We start from the raw sequence: 16,269 nt of genomic DNA, 5'->3' as shown, positions 1-16,269 counted from the left end.
CGCCGCCCTCCGGCCGACCCTGGCCTTGGCAGGCCAGGGAATAAAACTCATCAGGTGATACGTTGAAAGGTCAGACGCCGACGCAGCCGTCGAGCGAGCAGGGTTCAATCTTCATCTGGCTCTTGACCGGCCAGGGCTGGTTCTTGGTCAGCGTCGTGACATTGCTGTCGGCGGTGATCTTGGCGCGCAGATAGGCCCGGTTGTCACTGGTCAGCGCCCCGGCATTGAGCAGCAGGGCGGCAAGAAGTGTGGTGGCAAGGATACGCATCGGATAGGCCCTCTCGAAACGCACTTTCAGCGTTGCAAGGACAATGCCATGGGCTGCCGGAACCCTCCCTGAATGGGCCGTTCATCTGGCGTTAATCTGGCTAAGCTCTTGTTCTCAATTAAGAATGACCGTGAATCCCATAGCGGCCGGGGGCCAGGATGCCGTTCGGATCGAGGGCATTCTTGATCCCAGCACAGGCGTCCCGGAACGGGGCTATGGCCTGGGCCATATGGAACTCGTGAAAATCGACCGGGGCGCGGCCGACATAGACGCCGCGGCGGGCCACTTCCTCGGCCATCTTGCGGTAACAGGCCTCGGCCCTCCGGCGCTCATCCTCATCCTCGCGATTGAAGCCCAGAACATGCAGCCCGCGGGCAAAACGGGCCGAGCAGACATTCATCACCGTGTAATCGAGCCCGTGCTCCTCATAGATGCCGCGGCAGAGCTGCTGGAACTCGTTGGCGACCTTGCCGATCATCGGGGTGCCGGGCAGGAACCAGCTGTTGCCGCCGCCCGGCCGCCATTTGAGCAATCCCAGCTCGCCGTGACCGGGCACACCGGAAAAGGCGTTGATGGCGATGGCGAGCGGCGCGATGGCTTGCGCCTCTTCATGTGGAATGTAGCGCGCTCTGCCGGACTGGCCGAAATGGGCGCGCACCCGCTCGATCATCGGGTCCATCGCGGCAGGGCTCGGCCCATAAAACGCGCCGGAGACATTCCAGGCGCCGAGGCCGTGCTTCGCACGCAGGGCGCGCCGGCCTTCTGCCGAGATGGAACGTTTGCCGCCGCTCGCACGATATTCCGGACTCTCGCCCTCGGTGCCGCACAGATAGAGGTCGTTGGCCACGCGGAAGAGGGTCGGCACGAAATTCGACAGCTTCAACGGCCGGCACAGATCGACGATCTCAGCGAGGTCGTCGTCGTCATCATAGGCGAAATGAAATGACCGGATGGCGGGCGGACGCGGCAGCAGCCAGATGCCCATGCGAGTGACGATGCCGTAATTCGACTGAGTGAACAGGCCGTCGAGAATGGGGCCGAAGGAATATTTCGACGTATGCCAGTTGGAGACATCGGGGCTGTCGAGCGCGCCGTCGCCGGTACGCAGGATCTCGCCGTTGGCCAGCACCACTTCCATGCCGCAGGAGAAACCAAAATGATCGAAATAGGGGCCGTAGCCGGCACCCTTGTCGAGCGCATTGCCGAGCATGCCGCCTTGCGGCGGGCCTGAAGTGACATCGAGCATGAGCTTGTTGCCGCGCCGCACCAGCTCGTCATACATCGCCTGATAGGTGACGCCGGGCTCCACCACCGCATAGGCCAAGGTCTCGTTGATCTCGAGAATGCGGTTCATGCGGCGGCCGAGATCGACCACCACCTGGCCCGGTGCGCTGGCCGAGCGGCTGCCGAGCCCGATATTGTTGCCGGTGCTTACCGGATAGAGCGGCACCCTATGCTCATTGGCGAGGCGGACGATCGCCTGAACCTGCGCCGTCGAGTCCGGATAGATCACGGCCGCCGGCCGGACATCGCCGCCCGGCAAGGTATTCTCGCCATATCGCCGCAGCGTCTCTTCGCTGTGATTGACGCCGTCCTCACCGAGGAGGGACCGGGCGGCGGCGAGAAACGCGTTGAGGTCGGAAGTGCGGGCATCCATCGGCGCCTCCTGTTTTGGCGGGAAGCCTGAGGTCTAGATGATCGCCTTTCCGCCGTCTTATCCGGCAGCGCAGGGCGAGTTGTCTCGACGCGCAGATGGAGTAAGTTATCGGTAGCCCGAGGTTTCAGATGACCCCAACCGTTTGGTCGACTGGTGATGCGGAAGCCCGCTTGCGCTTTTCCTATTGGCGCGACGCGGTCTGCCAGGCGATCCTGCATGTCGATGCCGAACGGCTGGGATCGGAAAGCTTCGAGGCGCGCATTTCCGGCTTTGCCAGCGGACCCACGAAAGTGGCCCGCTTCACGTCCAGGCCACATCGCATCCTGCGCCATCGCAACCATGTCCTGCGCTCGGGTGAGGAGGGTTATCTGGTGAGCTGGCAGGAGGAGGGGCAAAGCCATATCGCCCAGGGCGATGCGTCGCTTCTCCTCGATGCCGGTGAGATCGCCATCGTCGATGTGGAGAAATCCTTCTCTGTCGACTTCCCGACACCGGTACGGCGCACGCTGGCGCTCGTCCCGCGCCGAAGGCTCGAGGAGAAAGCCCCGTGGATCAGGCGCTCGCCACCGATAAAGGTGAGCGGTGACGGTGTCTATGCGGAGCTGGCGCGCGCGCATCTCACACAACTCTGCGCCGACCCGGCGCTCGGCGCGGATGCCGCCGATCTCCTGGTCGAGAATGTCTGCAATCTCCTGGCGCTCGCCAGCGCGCCCTCATCCTTCGAACGCCAGACCTGCGAGCTGCCGACCGACACGCTGCTCGCCTTTCTCAAGAAAAATCTGCATCGGCCGGATCTCTCGCCGCCTTATGTCGCAGGGCAATTGCGCATTTCGGTGCGCACGCTGCATCTGCGTTTCCAGCGCATGGGAACCACCTTCGGCGCGTGGATGCTGGCCGAGCGGCTGGAAGCCTGCCGGCGCACGCTCGCCAATGTGCGGTTCGATCAGCAGAGTATCACCGAGATCGCCTTCGATTGGGGTTTTCGCGAAATCTCCCATTTCAGCAAGGTGTTCAAGGCGAGATACGGCGTGACGCCGCGCGATTTCCGCGCCGCATCGCGGAAACCTTAAATTCCGCCTCTCTTGCGCCAGGCGCAACTTCGCCAATTGACGTTCCGGCCACTTCGGAAGCAACTCGGACGCGCATCTAAACGCGATCTTTGAGAGAGGGCTCGCTTTGAAATTCGGGATGTTTTACCCCGTCGCCGTTGCATCGGAGACGGAGCTCGGTACTGGCCTGTGGGGATTGGACCGGGATCGTTACGCCAATACCATCGAGGACCTGCGCGAGCAGGCGATCTGCGCCGATGAAACCGGCTGGACCTCGATGATGTTCGCCGAGCATCATTTCGAGATCGAGGGCTATCACGTCACGCCCAATCCGTTGATGCTCAACATCTATCTCGCCCAGCACACCAAGCGGCTCAGGCAAGGCCAGATGGGCCTGGTGCTGCCTAACTGGAATCCGCTTCGGCTCGCGGAAGATATCGCGATGGCCGATCACCTGACCGGCGGGCGTCTCGATATCGGCTTGAGCCGCGGCTACCAGCCGCGCTCGGTCGGCGTCATGGGCCAGCATTACCGCGCCAATGCCGCCGGCACCGGCAAGGCCGAGACGGAGGCGACCAACCGGCGCATCGTCGAGGAGTGGTTCGAGGTGATGCGCCGCTCCTGGACCGAGGATCTGTGGGATTTCGAAGGCGAGTTCATCTCAGTGCCGCCGCGCGGCCTCGAATGGAAGCACCCGATCTCGGCCAGGCTCAATGCCGGCGTCGCGGACGGAGCGCTCAAGCAGGTGGCGACCGTGCCCAAGCCCCGGCAGAGTCCGCATCCGCCGCTCTTCACCACGCTGACGCAGAGTCCCGAAACGCTCAACTGGTCGGCACGGATCGGCAGTTCGGTGGTCACGCTGGCGGCCAATCTCGATATCGTGCGCTGGGTGTTCCAGGCCTATATGGATGAAGCCGCGAAGCACGGGCGAACTCTGCGCTTCGGCGAATATTCGACCGGCGGCGGCGTCGCTCTGTGCCGCAATCTCGCGGTCGGGCGCACGCATGAGGAGGCGATGGAGACGGCGCGCCAGGGTGCGGCCTTCTGGACCCATTGGCTGGGTGAGTTCGGCTTCTTCGAGGCGCTGCGCATGAAGGGCCAGGAAGGTCCGGTTCCCAAAACTTTCGAGCAGATGATTGCGAGCGGCTTCCAGATCGTCGGCACGCCCGACACGGTCGGCGAGGAAATTCAGCGATTGAAGGACGAGCTCAATGTCGAATATATGATCTTCGTCATGTATGGCGGGATCACGGAACAGAAACGCATGCTCGAGTCCATCCGGCTTTTCGGCGAGCAGGTCATTCCCAAATTTCCGGACGCCGTCGCCGGAAAAGGATAGGGGCCACCATGGCGGGCGCGGGTGAAATCCGCTCGGTCGCTCGGGCCCTCGATCTCCTCGAGATGATGCAGCGCAAGGCGCCGGGCGGAATCCGCGCCAATGAGGCGGCCGAGCAGCTCGGTGTCGATCCGGCGACCGTCTCGCGCCTTCTGGCGACGCTCATCGCGCACGGCTATGCGAGCCGCCTGCCCAATCGCCACTATGCGCTCGGCACGCGTTCGCTTCGCCTTGCCTCCGTGTGGGTCGACCATCTGCTCCAGGTGGCGGCCCCGCCGATGGCGCGCGTCGCCGACAGTTGCGGCGAGACGGTGTATCTCATCCAGCTCGTGGGGTCGGAGGCGGTCACGTTGGCGAGGCTCGCCAGCAACCGGCGGGCGGTGATCGATATCGAAGTCGGCCCGAGCTATCCGCTCTGGGCCTCGGCGGCAGGCCGGGCGCTTCTCAGCAGTGTCGCCAAGGTGCAGCGGCCCGCGCTCCTGCCCAAGGAGCCTTATCCTGCCTTCACGGCACGGACCAAGACGCGCTGGAACGATCTCGCCGGCGCGCTGCAGGACGCCCAGCAGGACGGCATCCATGTCGAGGATGGCGAGCTCGATCCGCATCTCTCCTGCTTCGCCACGCCCTTGCTGCATCAGCAGCGCGAGGAGAAGCTGGCGATCGCCGTCAGCTTCGATATCCACCGCTCGGAGCGCGAGCGTAATATGATCCGCCAGGCGCTGCGGCGCGAATGGCGTGATCTCGCCAATCAGATCTGAAATATTGCCGCTGACTTGCGCCAGGCGCATCGGCGGAATTGACGGAAGCGCCCGATCGGCGGAGCATTCCACCGTCATGGAGAGGGCCATGGGTGCGCTGAGCTCACATACCGAGGAACAGTTCCGCGCCGCGATGCGGACCTTTACGGGAACCGTGTCGGTGATCACGACCTGCACCGCGGACGGTGAATGGCGCGGCATGGCGGCGACCGCCGTGACCTCCGTGTCGCTGGCGCCGCCGACCTGCCTCATCTGCGTCAATCGCGAGACGACGCTGCATCCGGCGCTGGTCGCTTCCGGGCGCTTCTGCATCAATGTCATGCATCGCGACCATCATGAGTTGATCGCGAGCTTCGCCAATTCGCAACTGCGCGGCAGCCGCTTCCAGCTCGGGCAATGGCGGCGTGACGGTGCGGGTATTCCGTTCCTCGAGGACGCGCAGTCCAATATCTTCTGCGAGATCTCCGACAGGTTTCCGGTCGGGACCCATGACGTCATCCTGGGCCGCGTCGGCGACGTGAAGGTGAGAGCCGATCATGATCCGTTGCTCTATGGCGGCGGCAGTTACTACCGCCAAGCCAAAGATTGATTGCAGGGATGGACAAATCGCCCTGCGCTTACAGGCAGGAATGAACAGATGGCCTCGCCTAGACTACAGGGATGAAGACAGCCTTCAGCGAAGAGCAATTGCGCGACCCGGAGATCGCAGAGGCCAACGGGATCCTCGAGACCTGCGTGCATTACGGCTTCTGCACCAATGCCTGCCCGACCTATGTGCTGACGCGCGACGAGAACGAATCGCCGCGCGGCCGTATCGATCTCATACGCGCCATGCTCGAAAAAGGCGGGGCGCCCGATGCCAAGACGGTCCGGCATATCGACAGCTGTCTCTCCTGCCTCTCCTGCATGACGACCTGCGCGGTGAAGGTGGATTACGCGCATCTGGTCGATCGGGCGCGGGCGCATATCGAGCGCCATCATCATCGGTCTTTGAGCGATCGCCTGATGCGCGCCGCCCTCGCCAAAACCCTGACGCGGCCGCGGCTCTTCCAAGCGATGCTGCGCCTGGCGCGCCTGGCAAGGCCCTTAGCGCCATTACTGCCTGTGCGCCTCAAACCGTTTTTCGCCCGGATTCCAGGGCAGCTTCACGCCAATGTCCTTGCGGTGACTGTCCATCCAGCCCAGGGCGTGCGGCGCAAACGTGTCGCCCTTCTCGCCGGATGCGCGCAGCAGGCGCTCAACGGCAATATCAACGCGGCGACCATCCGGCTCCTGCAGCGGCAGGGCTGCGACGTCGTCATCGCGGCTGGCGCCGGATGCTGCGGTTCGCTGCCTCTGCATATGGGCCGCGAAGATGAGGCGAAGGTTTTTGCGCGCGCCAATATCCTGGCCTGGGCGCGGGAAAAGGAAACACACGGCCTCGATGCGATCATCGTCAATGCCTCGGGCTGCGGCACGACGGTCAAGGATTATGGCCATCTCTTCGCGCATGACGCGGAGATGCTTAGGTCCGCCGCGGAGATCGCAGGCCTAGCCAAGGACATCAGTGAAGTGCTGAGCGATGTCGGCGGCAAGATGCCAGCCTATCGCGTGGCCTATCACGATCCGTGCTCGATGCAGCATGGCCAGAAGGTGACACGCGAGCCGCGCGCGCTGTTGCGTCAGGCCGGATTCGACGTGCTCGATATCCCCGAGAAACATTTCTGCTGCGGCTCGGCCGGCACCTACAATCTTCTGCAACCCGCCATGGCGAACGAGCTCGGCGCGCGGAAAGCGAAAAATATCCACAGCACCGATCCCGACATCATCGCCACCGGCAATATCGGCTGCATGATTCAGCTTGCCGGTCATTCACCATTGCCGGTGCTGCACACGGTCGAGCTGCTCGATTGGGCGAGCGGTGGACCGATGCCGCCGGCGCTCGCCGCGGTCACGCTACGCGCGCCTCAGAAAAAAGTTGCGCCGGATACGGGCGGCATCTGGTAGCGGCGAAAAGAAAAGGGCCCCGGTTAAGGGGCCCTAGTTGAGCGGCTCTCGAGGGGATCAGGGGGGGACAGTGAGCCGCTGGGGAGGAAGGTTCCGGAAAGCAGAAACACGATCTGCGAGAGGGGCGGGTGTTAGACCGGGCGACCGCCTTCCGGAATTCGTGAATTCAGTGGTTCGGCGCGGGGGCCTCGTGATCTGGTGAGATGGTCATCTCTCGCTCGCTTTCGTCATCTCGTCTGCGTTGTTGGAGAGGACATTAGGCGACGGCCGAGTAATCGACCCTGAACACGGCGTTCATCTGGCGTTTAGGTTTCCCGGCCGCAGCGTCAGCCTTGCCTGCACCCAAAAAAGGGTCTGGCCCGTAATGGACTTCATGACTATCGTACTCACCTTCATGCCTTTTGCCGTGGGGATCATGGATAACGATCTGAGGCAATTGCTGGCGCAGGTGGCGCGAGGCGACCGGACCGCCTTCGCGAAGCTCTATGATGTTGTTTCCGGACGACTTTTCGGCATTATTGGCCGCATCCTGCCGCGCGCCGAGCTGGCCGAGGACGCGCTCCAGGAAACCTTCATGCGCATCTGGCAGCGGGCCTCCTCCTATGACGAAACGATCGCCAGCCCGATGGCGTGGATGGCGACCATCGCCCGAAATCAGGCGATCGACCTCAAGCGCCGCTCGGCGGAACGGCTCGCCGCATTGGCGAGCGAGCTCGACGAAACGCTTGCCGACGAATCACCCGATCCCGAATCGCTTGCCGGACAGGCGGGCGACCTGCGCCGCCTCGGCGAATGCATGCAGGGCCTGCCGAATGAGCGCCAGCAGCTGGTGCTGCTCGCCTACCGGCAAGGTTTTACCCGCGAGGAGCTGGCCGAACGTTTCAAGCGGCCGGTCACCACCATCAAGACTTTGCTGAGGCGCAGCCTGATTGCGCTCAAGGAGTGTCTCGATGGCGCTCGATGAAACCTTAGAAGCCCTGGCCGGTGAATATGTGCTGGGCACGCTCGCGCCGGATGAGCGTCTCGAAGCGCAGACCCTCGTGGCGCAGAACACTGAATTCGCCGCCGCGGTCGACCAATGGACACGTCGCCTGACGCCTTTGCTGCTCGCCGCCCGCAGCGTCGAGCCGTCGGCCGAACTGCGGGCCCGTGTCCTCGCCGGCATCGACAAGCTCGCCGGCGCCGGCGGCAACACCGTGGTCGATCTCAAGAAGCGCCTCGGCTTCTGGCGTGGCGCAGCGCTCGCGGCCACGGCGGTCGCCGCAGCATTGGCGCTCTTCATCATCTTCAAGCCGGCGCCGGCGCCGGGACCCGGCAATTACGTGGCGGTATTGCAGCCGGAAGGGCCGGGGCCCGCCTTCGTCGCCTCGATCGACCTCAAGGACGGCACCATCAGCGTCAAGCGGCTGGGCTCGCAAGCCGAAGCCGGCAAGACCTATGAATTGTGGGCGGTCGGCGGCGGACGCGCCAATCCGCAATCGCTCGGCGTCATCGATGCGAGCCTGCGCATCCCGGCAAGCCAGCTCGGCAAGGTCGATCCCGCGACCCTTGGCGAAACGGTCTTCGCCATCAGCCTCGAGCCGCAGGGCGGATCGCCGACCGGCGCTCCGACCGGACCCGTCCTCTATACCGGCAAGCTCGTCGCGACCGAATAAGCTGCGGCCAGATAGCGCGGCCAAGTTCCCGCGCAACCTGGTCTAAGCTCCGGCCGAAACGGAGGGGCCATGACAGATGATCTCAACTGGCTGAGCGCGACGAAGCTCGTCAAAGCCTACAAGAAGAAAAAGCTTTCACCCGTCGATATGACGCGAGCCTGCCTGGCCCAGATTGCCCGGCATGACAAGAAGATCAATGCGATGTGCCTGGTCGACGAGAAGGCGGCCCTCAAGCAGGCGCAAGCGAGCGAGAAGCGCTGGCACAAGGGCGAGCCTCTCGGCGCCGTCGACGGCGTGCCGACGCTGGTCAAGGATCTCATCCTGGTCAAAGGCTGGCCGACCTTGCGCGGCTCGAAAACCGTCGACCGCAATCAGGCCTGGGATCATGATGGTCCATCGGTGGCGCGGCTGCGCGAAGAGGGTGCGGTGCTGCTCGGCCTCACCACGACACCGGAATTCGGCTGGAAGGGTGTCACGGATTCACCCCTCACCGGCATCACGCGCAATCCTTGGGATACGACCAAGACGCCGGGCGGCTCATCGGGCGGCTCGTCCGCCGCGGTCGCCGCGGGTTATGCGCCCTTGGCGCTCGGCACCGATGGCGGCGGCTCGATCCGCATCCCGGCCGGCTTCTCCGGCATCTTCGGCCACAAGCCATCCTTCGGGCGCGTGCCGGCCTGGCCGCTGTCGCCCTTCGGCACGGTGGCGCATACCGGACCGATGACGCGCCGTGTCGCCGATGCGGCCTTGATGATGAATGTGATCGCCAAGCCCGATCTGCGCGACTGGCATTCGCTGCCTTATGACGGACGCGACTACGGCAAGGGTCTCGACAAAGGCGTCAAGGGTCTGCGCATCGCCTTCAGCCCGGCGCTCGGCCATGCCGATGTCGATCCGGAAGTCGCGGAAGCGGTGCAGAAGGCGGTCAATATCCTGCGCGCGCAGGGTGCCAAGATCGACATTGTCGATCCGGGCTTCCCCGATCCGGGACCGATTTTCCGCGTGCTCTGGTGGTCGGGCGCGCGTGCGCTGCTCGGCCGTCTTCCGGCGGCCAAAAAGAAGCTCCTCGATCCGGGCCTGGCGGATGTGGTGAAGCAGTCACTTGAGATGACGCCTGAAGACTACTTCGACGCAGTGAAAGCACGTGGCGCGCTCGGCACGCAGATGCGCCAGTTCATGGAGAAATACGACCTCCTGGTGACGCCTACCTTGCCGATTCCGGCCTTCGACGCGGGCAAGCTGTCGCCCGTCGATGACGGCACCGGCAAATGGGTGAACTGGACACCGTTCAGCTATCCCTTCAATCTGACGCAACAGCCGGCGGCGAGTGTGCCCTGCGGCTTCACCAAAGCCGGCCTGCCGATCGGGCTTCACATCATCGGCCGGATGTTCGATGATGCAGGCGTGCTCCGGGCCGCCGAGGCCTATGAGGATGCCAGCGACTGGCATAAGCGGCGTCCGACGCTCGAAGGATAAAGATGCAGAGACGGAGTTTCACCAGCGCATTGCGGCGGGGAAGGGCCTCCTGGTCCGTCCTCACCCTCTATGCGCTGCTGATTCCGATTCTTCTGGGACTTCTGCCCAAACCTGATGCGACCGCCGAATTCCTGCTGCTGCGCGATCTCGCGAATGCCGAGGTCTGCTCGATGTCGGGCGCCCCTCAGGTGCCCGGCCAGCCGGTGCAGCATCAGCCCGATTGTATTCTCTGCGCGACGGCGTGCCCTTTAAGCGGCTCGGTCGCGGCAGCCAGTGCCGCGCCTGACGTCGAATTTCCACTGCCACGCCAGAACGTCCTGGCGCTCGCATCGCCCAAGGTCTTTGCCCTTTCGACCTTCGGCCTGTTCTCCTCGGACATCCAGTCACGCGGCCCTCCGGCCTGAAGCGGAAACCTTTTTCATCCGTAGTGATCAAATGACAGCGCGCTGATTACGCGCGGTTGCCTATGTCTCATGGAGACGTCTCATGTCCGTTGCCGAATTGTCGCGGGATACCGCGGCGCCGTCGACCTATGCGCTCTACCGCGCCGTATGGCGATGGCACTTCTATGCGGGACTTCTCGTCCTGCCCTTCCTCATTTCACTCGCCGTCACCGGCAGCCTTTATCTGTTTAAAGACGAGATCAACGCGCTCGTTTACGCAAAAGAGCTCACCGTAACGCCGAGCGATGCGCCGTATCTGTCACCAACCGAGATCGTGAAGCGGGCGCAGATCGTGGTGCCCGGAACGGCGTTCCGTTATGCGCCGCCTGAAGCGGCCGACCGCAGCGCCGAGGTCGGCATAGCAAGCGAGAGCGAAGGCCGGCTCTCGGTGTTCGTCAATCCGCAGACCGGCCAGGTGCTGGGCCGCTTCGCCGATTCAGGCTCGTCGCGCACGCCTCTGATGCAGTTCGTCAAGAAGATCCACAGTCTCGAATGGTTCGGTTGGCTGCCCAACCGCATCATCGAGATCGTCGCCGGCTGGACACTCGTTCTCGTCATCACGGGATTCTATCTGTGGTGGCCGCGCGGCCAGACGGGTGGCGTCATGAGCATCCGCCAGAAGCCGCGCCAGCGCATCTTCTGGCGTGACCTGCATGCCGTCACCGGTGCGGTGGCGGGCGCGCTCATCTTCTTCCTCGCCATCACCGGGCTGCCGTGGTCGGGCTTCTGGGGCGCCAAGCTCAACAGCTTCGCGGACCAATATGGCCTCGGCTATCCGACGCAATTTTTCAGCGAAGTACCGAAGTCGGACGCGCATTCGGCCCATATGGGCCATGCGATGACGCAGACCTCGTGGTCGCTCGAAAATGCCCCGATGCCGCAAAGCAGCGCCGGCATGGGCGAGCCGATCGGCCTCGACAAAGCGGTTTCGATCTTCGATCGCCTCGGCATCAGCAAGGGTTATGTCATCGACCTGCCGCAGGATGGCGAAGGCGTTTATTCGGCCTCGGTCTTTCCTGACCAGGTCGCCAATGAGCGCGTCATCCATCTCGACCAATATTCGGGCAAACCGCTCTTCGACGGCGGCTTCAGCGAGCTCGGCCCGATCGGCAAGGCGGTCGAGTTCGGCGTCAGCGTGCATCAGGGCCAGGAATTCGGGCTCATCAATCAGCTCGTGATGCTCGTGGCCTGTCTCGCCATCATCGCCATGGCGGCATCCGCGCTTGTGATGTGGTGGAAGAGGCGGCCGGAAGGATCGCTCGGCGCACCGCGTTATCCGCAGGATCTGCGCATACCGCGCACCATCCTCGTCATCGCCTGCGCCGTCGGCATCGTCTTTCCATTGGTCGGCCTGACGCTGCTCCTGGCGCTCGCCGCCGACTTCCTCGCTCCCAAGCTTTTCGCCTGAAGGATACCCTCCATGAAATTTGTCAGAGAAATCATCGTCGCCGTCGCGCTCACCGTCGCGGCCTTCACCAGCTCCGTCGCGCATGCACACGACTACAAAGTGGGGAGCCTCGTCATCAATCACCCTTGGACACCTGAGCCGCCAATGGGCGCCAAGGTGGCGGCAGGCTTCCTCAAGATCACCAATGAAGGATCGGCGGACGACCGTCTCGTTTCGGTCACGACCGAGATCGCCGGCAATGCCCAGGTCCACGGCATGAAAGTCGAGAACGGCGTCATGTCGATGTTCGAGATCGCAGGCGGTCTCGTCATCCCGGCAGGGCAAACGGTCGAGCTCAAGTCGAAGTCGAACCATGTGATGTTCATGGATCTGAAGCAGCGGCCGACCAAGGATACGCGCTTCAAGGCGACGCTCACTTTCGAAAAGGCCGGCCCCGTCGCGGTCGAGTTCAAGGTCGAGCCGATGGGCGCCGGCCATGAACATGAGGGGATGTGAGCATGCTGAGAGTTTTGCGCATTCTCCTCTGGGCCCTGGTGGTGACGGGCCTTGCCGGTGTCGGAACCTATTTCTATCTCGGTCAGCAGAAGGGCGCTGTGCAGCCTTTGGTGACGATCGGTGGGCCGTTCAAGCTCGCCGCCACGACGGGCGAGACGATCGACAGCACGGGCTTGAAAGGCGAGCCATTCGCGGTGTTCTTCGGCTTCACCCATTGTCCGGAAGTGTGTCCGACGACGCTTTATGAAATGTCGAGCACGCTCGGTAAGCTCGGCGACGAGGCGAAGAATTTGAGAGTCTATTTCGTCACCGTCGATCCCGAGCGCGACACGCTCGATTTCATGAAGAGCTATCTGACGAGCTTCGATCCGCGCATCATCGGCCTGAGGCCCAGCGCCGATGAGCTGGCGCAGATCGCCAAGGCCTATCGCGTCTTCTATGAGCGGGTGCCGACGAGCGACGGCGGCTATACGATGAACCACACGGCGCTCGTCTATCTCATGGATCGCGAAGGCCGTTTCTTCGGCACGCTCGATTACGAGGAGAAGCCCGAGATGCGGCTCACCAAGCTGAAGCGCCTGCTGAAGGAAGGGTGATCAACTTCTATCCAGGTAGCGCAGAAACAGCCAGGTGCCGGCGGACGAGATGAGGGCGGCGGCGGTCGCGAACCAGAAGCCGCCATGCACGCCGGACCACGGGATGCCTTCGAGATTCATCCCGAACAGGCCGCCGACCAAGGTCGGCGGCAGGAACAGAGCGGTGAGAACCGAGAGCCGGTAAAGCTGCCGGTTGGTTTCGGCGGCGAGCTTGGCGTCGATCTCGTCATGAAAGAGGCGGGCGCGCTGCTCGATCTGCTCGAATTCCTGATCGAGATGGGCATGCAGCTCGAGAAGATCCGAGAGATCGGCGGGAAAACGCGGCGCTGAGCGTTGGGCGTCGGAGAGGACGCGGCGCAAGGCGCGCTGCTGGCGATGCAGCATGGCGGCCTCGCGGCGCACGATCACGGCGCGCCGGCGCTCGTCACTGACGCGTTCCTCGAGCACGCGGTCCTCGATCAACTCGATCTCGGTGGCGAGGTCCTGCAGAACGCTTTCGATGCCTTGCGCATAATGCGAAAAGAAGGCGAGCAGCAATTGCGCCGGCGTTTCGAGGGCGCGGCCGGCATCGAGCTGGCGGCGGATGAGTTCGGCCGAGCGGATCGGCTTGGCGCGCAACGTGACGAGCACATTCTCGCTGAGGAGGAAATGAAGACGGCAGGTCTCATGCGTCTCGCCCTCGAAGTCGCGGCGGAGATCGGCGACGCTGCCGGCGGCATCGGCGGCGAAACATTCGATGAGCTGGTAGGTGGGGATGTGCTCGATGAAGTCGATGGCGAGGGTCGAGAAGCGGCCCGAGCGGGCGAGCCAGCGACCGCAGCGCCGGTCGATGAAATTGAGATGCAGCCAGAGCCATTCACCCTCCGGGCTCGAAAGCTCGGGATCGATGTCGGCCTCGGTGAGCTTGCGTGCCGTTCCGTCAGCGGCGAAGCGATAGGCGCAGACGAATCCCGGCACATCGGCGGGTGAAACGAGGGGCTGAGGATTGTCCGGCATCCCTCCTGAAGCACATGGGCCTGTGACAGTCATGTGACGGGCGGGTGGGAGACACAGCTGATCCGCTGATAATCCGCTGCAGATCTACAGCGGAATCAACAGCGGATTATCAGCGGATCAGCAGGGATCTGCAGGGAATTTCGGGGTTCTCGAAATAACAGCGGATCGGGGAATGGCACATCTTCGACCTCCAGGTCCGAGCAAAGCCCGCCTCAGCCCATGACTTCAAGAGGGTTGACTGTAAGGCAAAAAAGGAGTTTTCTAAGAATAGACCGGTCTGTCTAGTCATTCGTCTCAGGGAGTTGGATATGCACATAGCCAAGGATCGGATTGATGTGAGGATGGATATTCCGGGTGCGGTCATCCGCCAGCATTTGGATTTCGGCGATGCCAGCGGCTACGGAAAGCTCAGCGGCGAGTTCTTCAGCCTTGCCGCCGGCGTCGACACGACCCCGCTTTTCCAGGGGCTCGAAGGCAATCAATGCCAATGTCCGCATTGGGGCTTCGTGCTCAGCGGCCAGCTCACCACCACCGACGGCGAGGGCAGGCGCGAGACGATCAAAGCTCATGACCTGTTCTACTGGCCGCCCGGCCATAATGTGAAGGTCGATGCCGATGCGGAGATCGTGATGTTCAGCCCGCAGCATGAGCACAGCCATGTCATCGATCATATGATTGACAAGCTGAAGGCCTGACCGCTCTTCTGGTTGCCGCCCGGTGACGGAGTCGGGCGGCAACCCTTGCCGGCGAAGTGAAAATGCATTCGACCAAACAACGCCTGATCCAGGCCGGGCTCCAGATGCTCCTGGAGCAGGGCTATAATGACCTGGGCATCCAGGAGATTCTCGCGGCCACCGGCACGCCGAAGGGGTCCTTCTATCATCACTTCAAGGACAAGGAGGATTTCGCCCTCGAAGTGGTCGCGGCCTATATGGAGCAGGTTCATGCCGGGCTCGATGCCTGCCTCACGGATCAGACGCGACCGCCCTTGCAAAGGGTGCGGCGCTTCTTCGAGCTCACCATGCAGGCCTATGAGAAGGAAGGTTATCTCGGCTGCCTGATCGGCGGGCTCGGCCAGGAATTGTCGGGCATCAGCGACACCTTCCGGCGCAAGATCGAGGAATGCCTGTCAGCGATTTCCCGGCGCATGGCGGCATGCCTCGAGGAAGCGCGCCAGCGTGGCGAGATTGCCGGCGACTGCGACGTCAAGCAGATGGCCGATCTGCTCGTCGACTGCTGGGAGGGGGCCGCACTGCGCAGCCGCTTGCGGCGCAATCCGGCGCCCTTGGGCACGATGCTCGATTTCTATCTGCGCTCGGTGGCGGCGCGGCCGTGATATTCACTTGCGGGGCATGACTGGGGCACCCCAGCCGTCATATTCGCAGCCGAACTCCGCGCAGAGGCTCATGAGGAGGCGCGTGTCGTTCTGGATGGCGTCGATGTCGATGGGCGAGACGCGAAAGAACAGAATGGCGTCAGACCGCCGGTCAGGTTCGATCGCGAAGCCCAGTTTTCGCAAGCGCGCCTCTATCGCGTCGTGATTGTTCGTACCGTAGATGAAATGATCGATCTTGCGCGCAATGGAGTGGTCGTCACCATTCTGAGCCAATGAGTAGACGACGTCATGGTCGCGCGCCAGATGCCCCTCGAGCGGAGTAGGATGCAGCGCGGTGATTTCCGCCAGCGGGACGGGATGCAAGTCGATGGAGATTGTCCGGACCGCGCGGATCAGGGCGTGCGCTTTCACGCCCACGCCCTCCTGTGCGCAGTACCAGACGGAGCGCATATTCTGGCCAGTCCGCCTGGCAACAATCTCGCCCGCACCGTTACTCAATATGCCAGCGAGCTCGTCTTCGACAGCATAATAGAGTTGTTGGGTCTCCGCATTCGGCATGCCCCGCTCGGCGCGCTGATCCGGTGCAAAGTGATAGCGCAGCTCATGACAAGCAGCGTGCTGAGGCGTGCGGCGGCTAGAAGATATCGCCTGATTGACAGCAATCACGAAGCCCGATGGCTCGGCTTCGCGGTGGAAAATGATCCAGTCGTCATCGGACATTGCGGCGGCCGTGTTCCCAATTGGAAACACGGCCAGCATAACAAAGGCCATACAGATACGAAAAACCCTTCCTGCTGGAAGGATCCGCAT

Annotated in this window: 18 protein-coding genes; 14 read left to right on the top strand and 4 right to left on the bottom strand. The window is 63.0% G+C overall.

What is annotated here, in order from left to right:
- Nucleotides 1-70: 70 nt before the first annotated feature.
- Both JHL16_RS13380 and JHL16_RS13375 read right to left on the bottom strand, forming a co-directional pair.
- On the bottom strand, nt 71-268 hold the full coding sequence (locus JHL16_RS13380; RefSeq protein ID WP_200185341.1) for a hypothetical protein: 198 nt from the start codon (nt 266-268) through the stop codon (nt 71-73).
- Nucleotides 269-386: 118 nt separating this feature from the next.
- The gene (locus tag JHL16_RS13375; protein ID WP_200185340.1) at nt 387-1,925 is read right to left on the bottom strand and encodes an FAD-binding oxidoreductase; all 1,539 of its coding nucleotides are present in this window, start codon (nt 1,923-1,925) and stop codon (nt 387-389) included.
- 128 nt (nt 1,926-2,053) lie between these two features.
- Between JHL16_RS13375 and JHL16_RS13370 the strand changes: the two genes are divergently transcribed.
- The 12 genes from JHL16_RS13370 (at nt 2,054) to JHL16_RS13315 (ending at nt 13,127) form a co-directional block, all read left to right on the top strand.
- Nucleotides 2,054-2,995: a helix-turn-helix domain-containing protein gene (locus tag JHL16_RS13370; protein ID WP_200185339.1), complete on the top strand. Its 942-nt coding sequence runs from the start codon at nt 2,054-2,056 to the stop codon at nt 2,993-2,995.
- A 118-nt stretch (nt 2,996-3,113) separates the two neighbouring features.
- Nucleotides 3,114-4,313 carry an LLM class flavin-dependent oxidoreductase gene (locus JHL16_RS13365; protein WP_200185338.1) on the top strand — a complete coding sequence of 400 codons (1,200 nt, stop codon included), beginning with the start codon at nt 3,114-3,116 and terminating at the stop codon, nt 4,311-4,313.
- 8 nt (nt 4,314-4,321) lie between these two features.
- The gene (locus JHL16_RS13360; RefSeq protein ID WP_200185337.1) at nt 4,322-5,068 is read left to right on the top strand and encodes an IclR family transcriptional regulator; all 747 of its coding nucleotides are present in this window, start codon (nt 4,322-4,324) and stop codon (nt 5,066-5,068) included.
- Nucleotides 5,069-5,156: 88 nt separating this feature from the next.
- Nucleotides 5,157-5,657 (top strand): flavin reductase family protein, encoded by a 501-nt coding sequence (locus JHL16_RS13355; RefSeq protein ID WP_200185336.1) that lies wholly within the window; start codon nt 5,157-5,159, stop codon nt 5,655-5,657.
- A gap of 71 nt (nt 5,658-5,728) precedes the next feature.
- Nucleotides 5,729-7,054: a glycolate oxidase subunit GlcF gene (gene glcF / locus JHL16_RS13350; protein WP_200185335.1), complete on the top strand. Its 1,326-nt coding sequence runs from the start codon at nt 5,729-5,731 to the stop codon at nt 7,052-7,054.
- A 373-nt stretch (nt 7,055-7,427) separates the two neighbouring features.
- A complete protein-coding gene (locus tag JHL16_RS13345) occupies nt 7,428-8,018 on the top strand; it encodes a sigma-70 family RNA polymerase sigma factor (protein ID WP_200185334.1) in 591 nt (196 codons plus the stop codon).
- The gene (locus JHL16_RS13340) at nt 8,005-8,709 is read left to right on the top strand and encodes an anti-sigma factor (protein ID WP_200185333.1); all 705 of its coding nucleotides are present in this window, start codon (nt 8,005-8,007) and stop codon (nt 8,707-8,709) included. The genes JHL16_RS13345 and JHL16_RS13340 overlap by 14 nt, the downstream gene beginning before the upstream one ends.
- Before the next feature lie 69 nt (nt 8,710-8,778).
- A complete protein-coding gene (locus tag JHL16_RS13335; RefSeq protein WP_200185332.1) occupies nt 8,779-10,185 on the top strand; it encodes an amidase in 1,407 nt (468 codons plus the stop codon).
- A gap of 2 nt (nt 10,186-10,187) precedes the next feature.
- Nucleotides 10,188-10,589 carry a hypothetical protein gene (locus tag JHL16_RS13330; RefSeq protein WP_200185331.1) on the top strand — a complete coding sequence of 134 codons (402 nt, stop codon included), beginning with the start codon at nt 10,188-10,190 and terminating at the stop codon, nt 10,587-10,589.
- An 82-nt stretch (nt 10,590-10,671) separates the two neighbouring features.
- Nucleotides 10,672-12,036 carry a PepSY-associated TM helix domain-containing protein gene (locus tag JHL16_RS13325; protein ID WP_200185330.1) on the top strand — a complete coding sequence of 455 codons (1,365 nt, stop codon included), beginning with the start codon at nt 10,672-10,674 and terminating at the stop codon, nt 12,034-12,036.
- A 12-nt stretch (nt 12,037-12,048) separates the two neighbouring features.
- Nucleotides 12,049-12,531 carry a copper chaperone PCu(A)C gene (locus tag JHL16_RS13320; protein ID WP_200185329.1) on the top strand — a complete coding sequence of 161 codons (483 nt, stop codon included), beginning with the start codon at nt 12,049-12,051 and terminating at the stop codon, nt 12,529-12,531.
- 2 nt (nt 12,532-12,533) lie between these two features.
- Nucleotides 12,534-13,127 (top strand): SCO family protein, encoded by a 594-nt coding sequence (locus JHL16_RS13315; RefSeq protein WP_200185328.1) that lies wholly within the window; start codon nt 12,534-12,536, stop codon nt 13,125-13,127.
- On the opposite strand, the gene JHL16_RS13310 is transcribed toward JHL16_RS13315, so the two are convergent.
- A complete protein-coding gene (locus tag JHL16_RS13310; RefSeq protein WP_200185327.1) occupies nt 13,128-14,123 on the bottom strand; it encodes a CorA family divalent cation transporter in 996 nt (331 codons plus the stop codon).
- A 308-nt stretch (nt 14,124-14,431) separates the two neighbouring features.
- Here JHL16_RS13310 and JHL16_RS13305 point away from each other — a divergent pair, with 308 nt between their 5' ends.
- Both JHL16_RS13305 and JHL16_RS13300 read left to right on the top strand, forming a co-directional pair.
- The gene (locus JHL16_RS13305) at nt 14,432-14,818 is read left to right on the top strand and encodes a cupin domain-containing protein (protein WP_200185326.1); all 387 of its coding nucleotides are present in this window, start codon (nt 14,432-14,434) and stop codon (nt 14,816-14,818) included.
- A 62-nt stretch (nt 14,819-14,880) separates the two neighbouring features.
- Nucleotides 14,881-15,459, top strand: coding sequence for a TetR/AcrR family transcriptional regulator (locus tag JHL16_RS13300; RefSeq protein ID WP_200185325.1), 579 nt, complete (start codon nt 14,881-14,883; stop codon nt 15,457-15,459).
- Between the two features lie 3 nt (nt 15,460-15,462).
- Here the strand turns inward: JHL16_RS13300 and JHL16_RS13295 are convergent, their stop codons facing one another.
- A complete protein-coding gene (locus tag JHL16_RS13295; RefSeq protein WP_200185324.1) occupies nt 15,463-16,269 on the bottom strand; it encodes a ribonuclease E inhibitor RraB in 807 nt (268 codons plus the stop codon).

Source organism: Taklimakanibacter albus, from assembly GCF_016595235.1.
GTDB classification, from domain to species: Bacteria; Pseudomonadota; Alphaproteobacteria; order Rhizobiales; family Aestuariivirgaceae; genus Taklimakanibacter; species Taklimakanibacter albus.
This window is presented reverse-complemented; position numbering and strand designations above follow the sequence as displayed.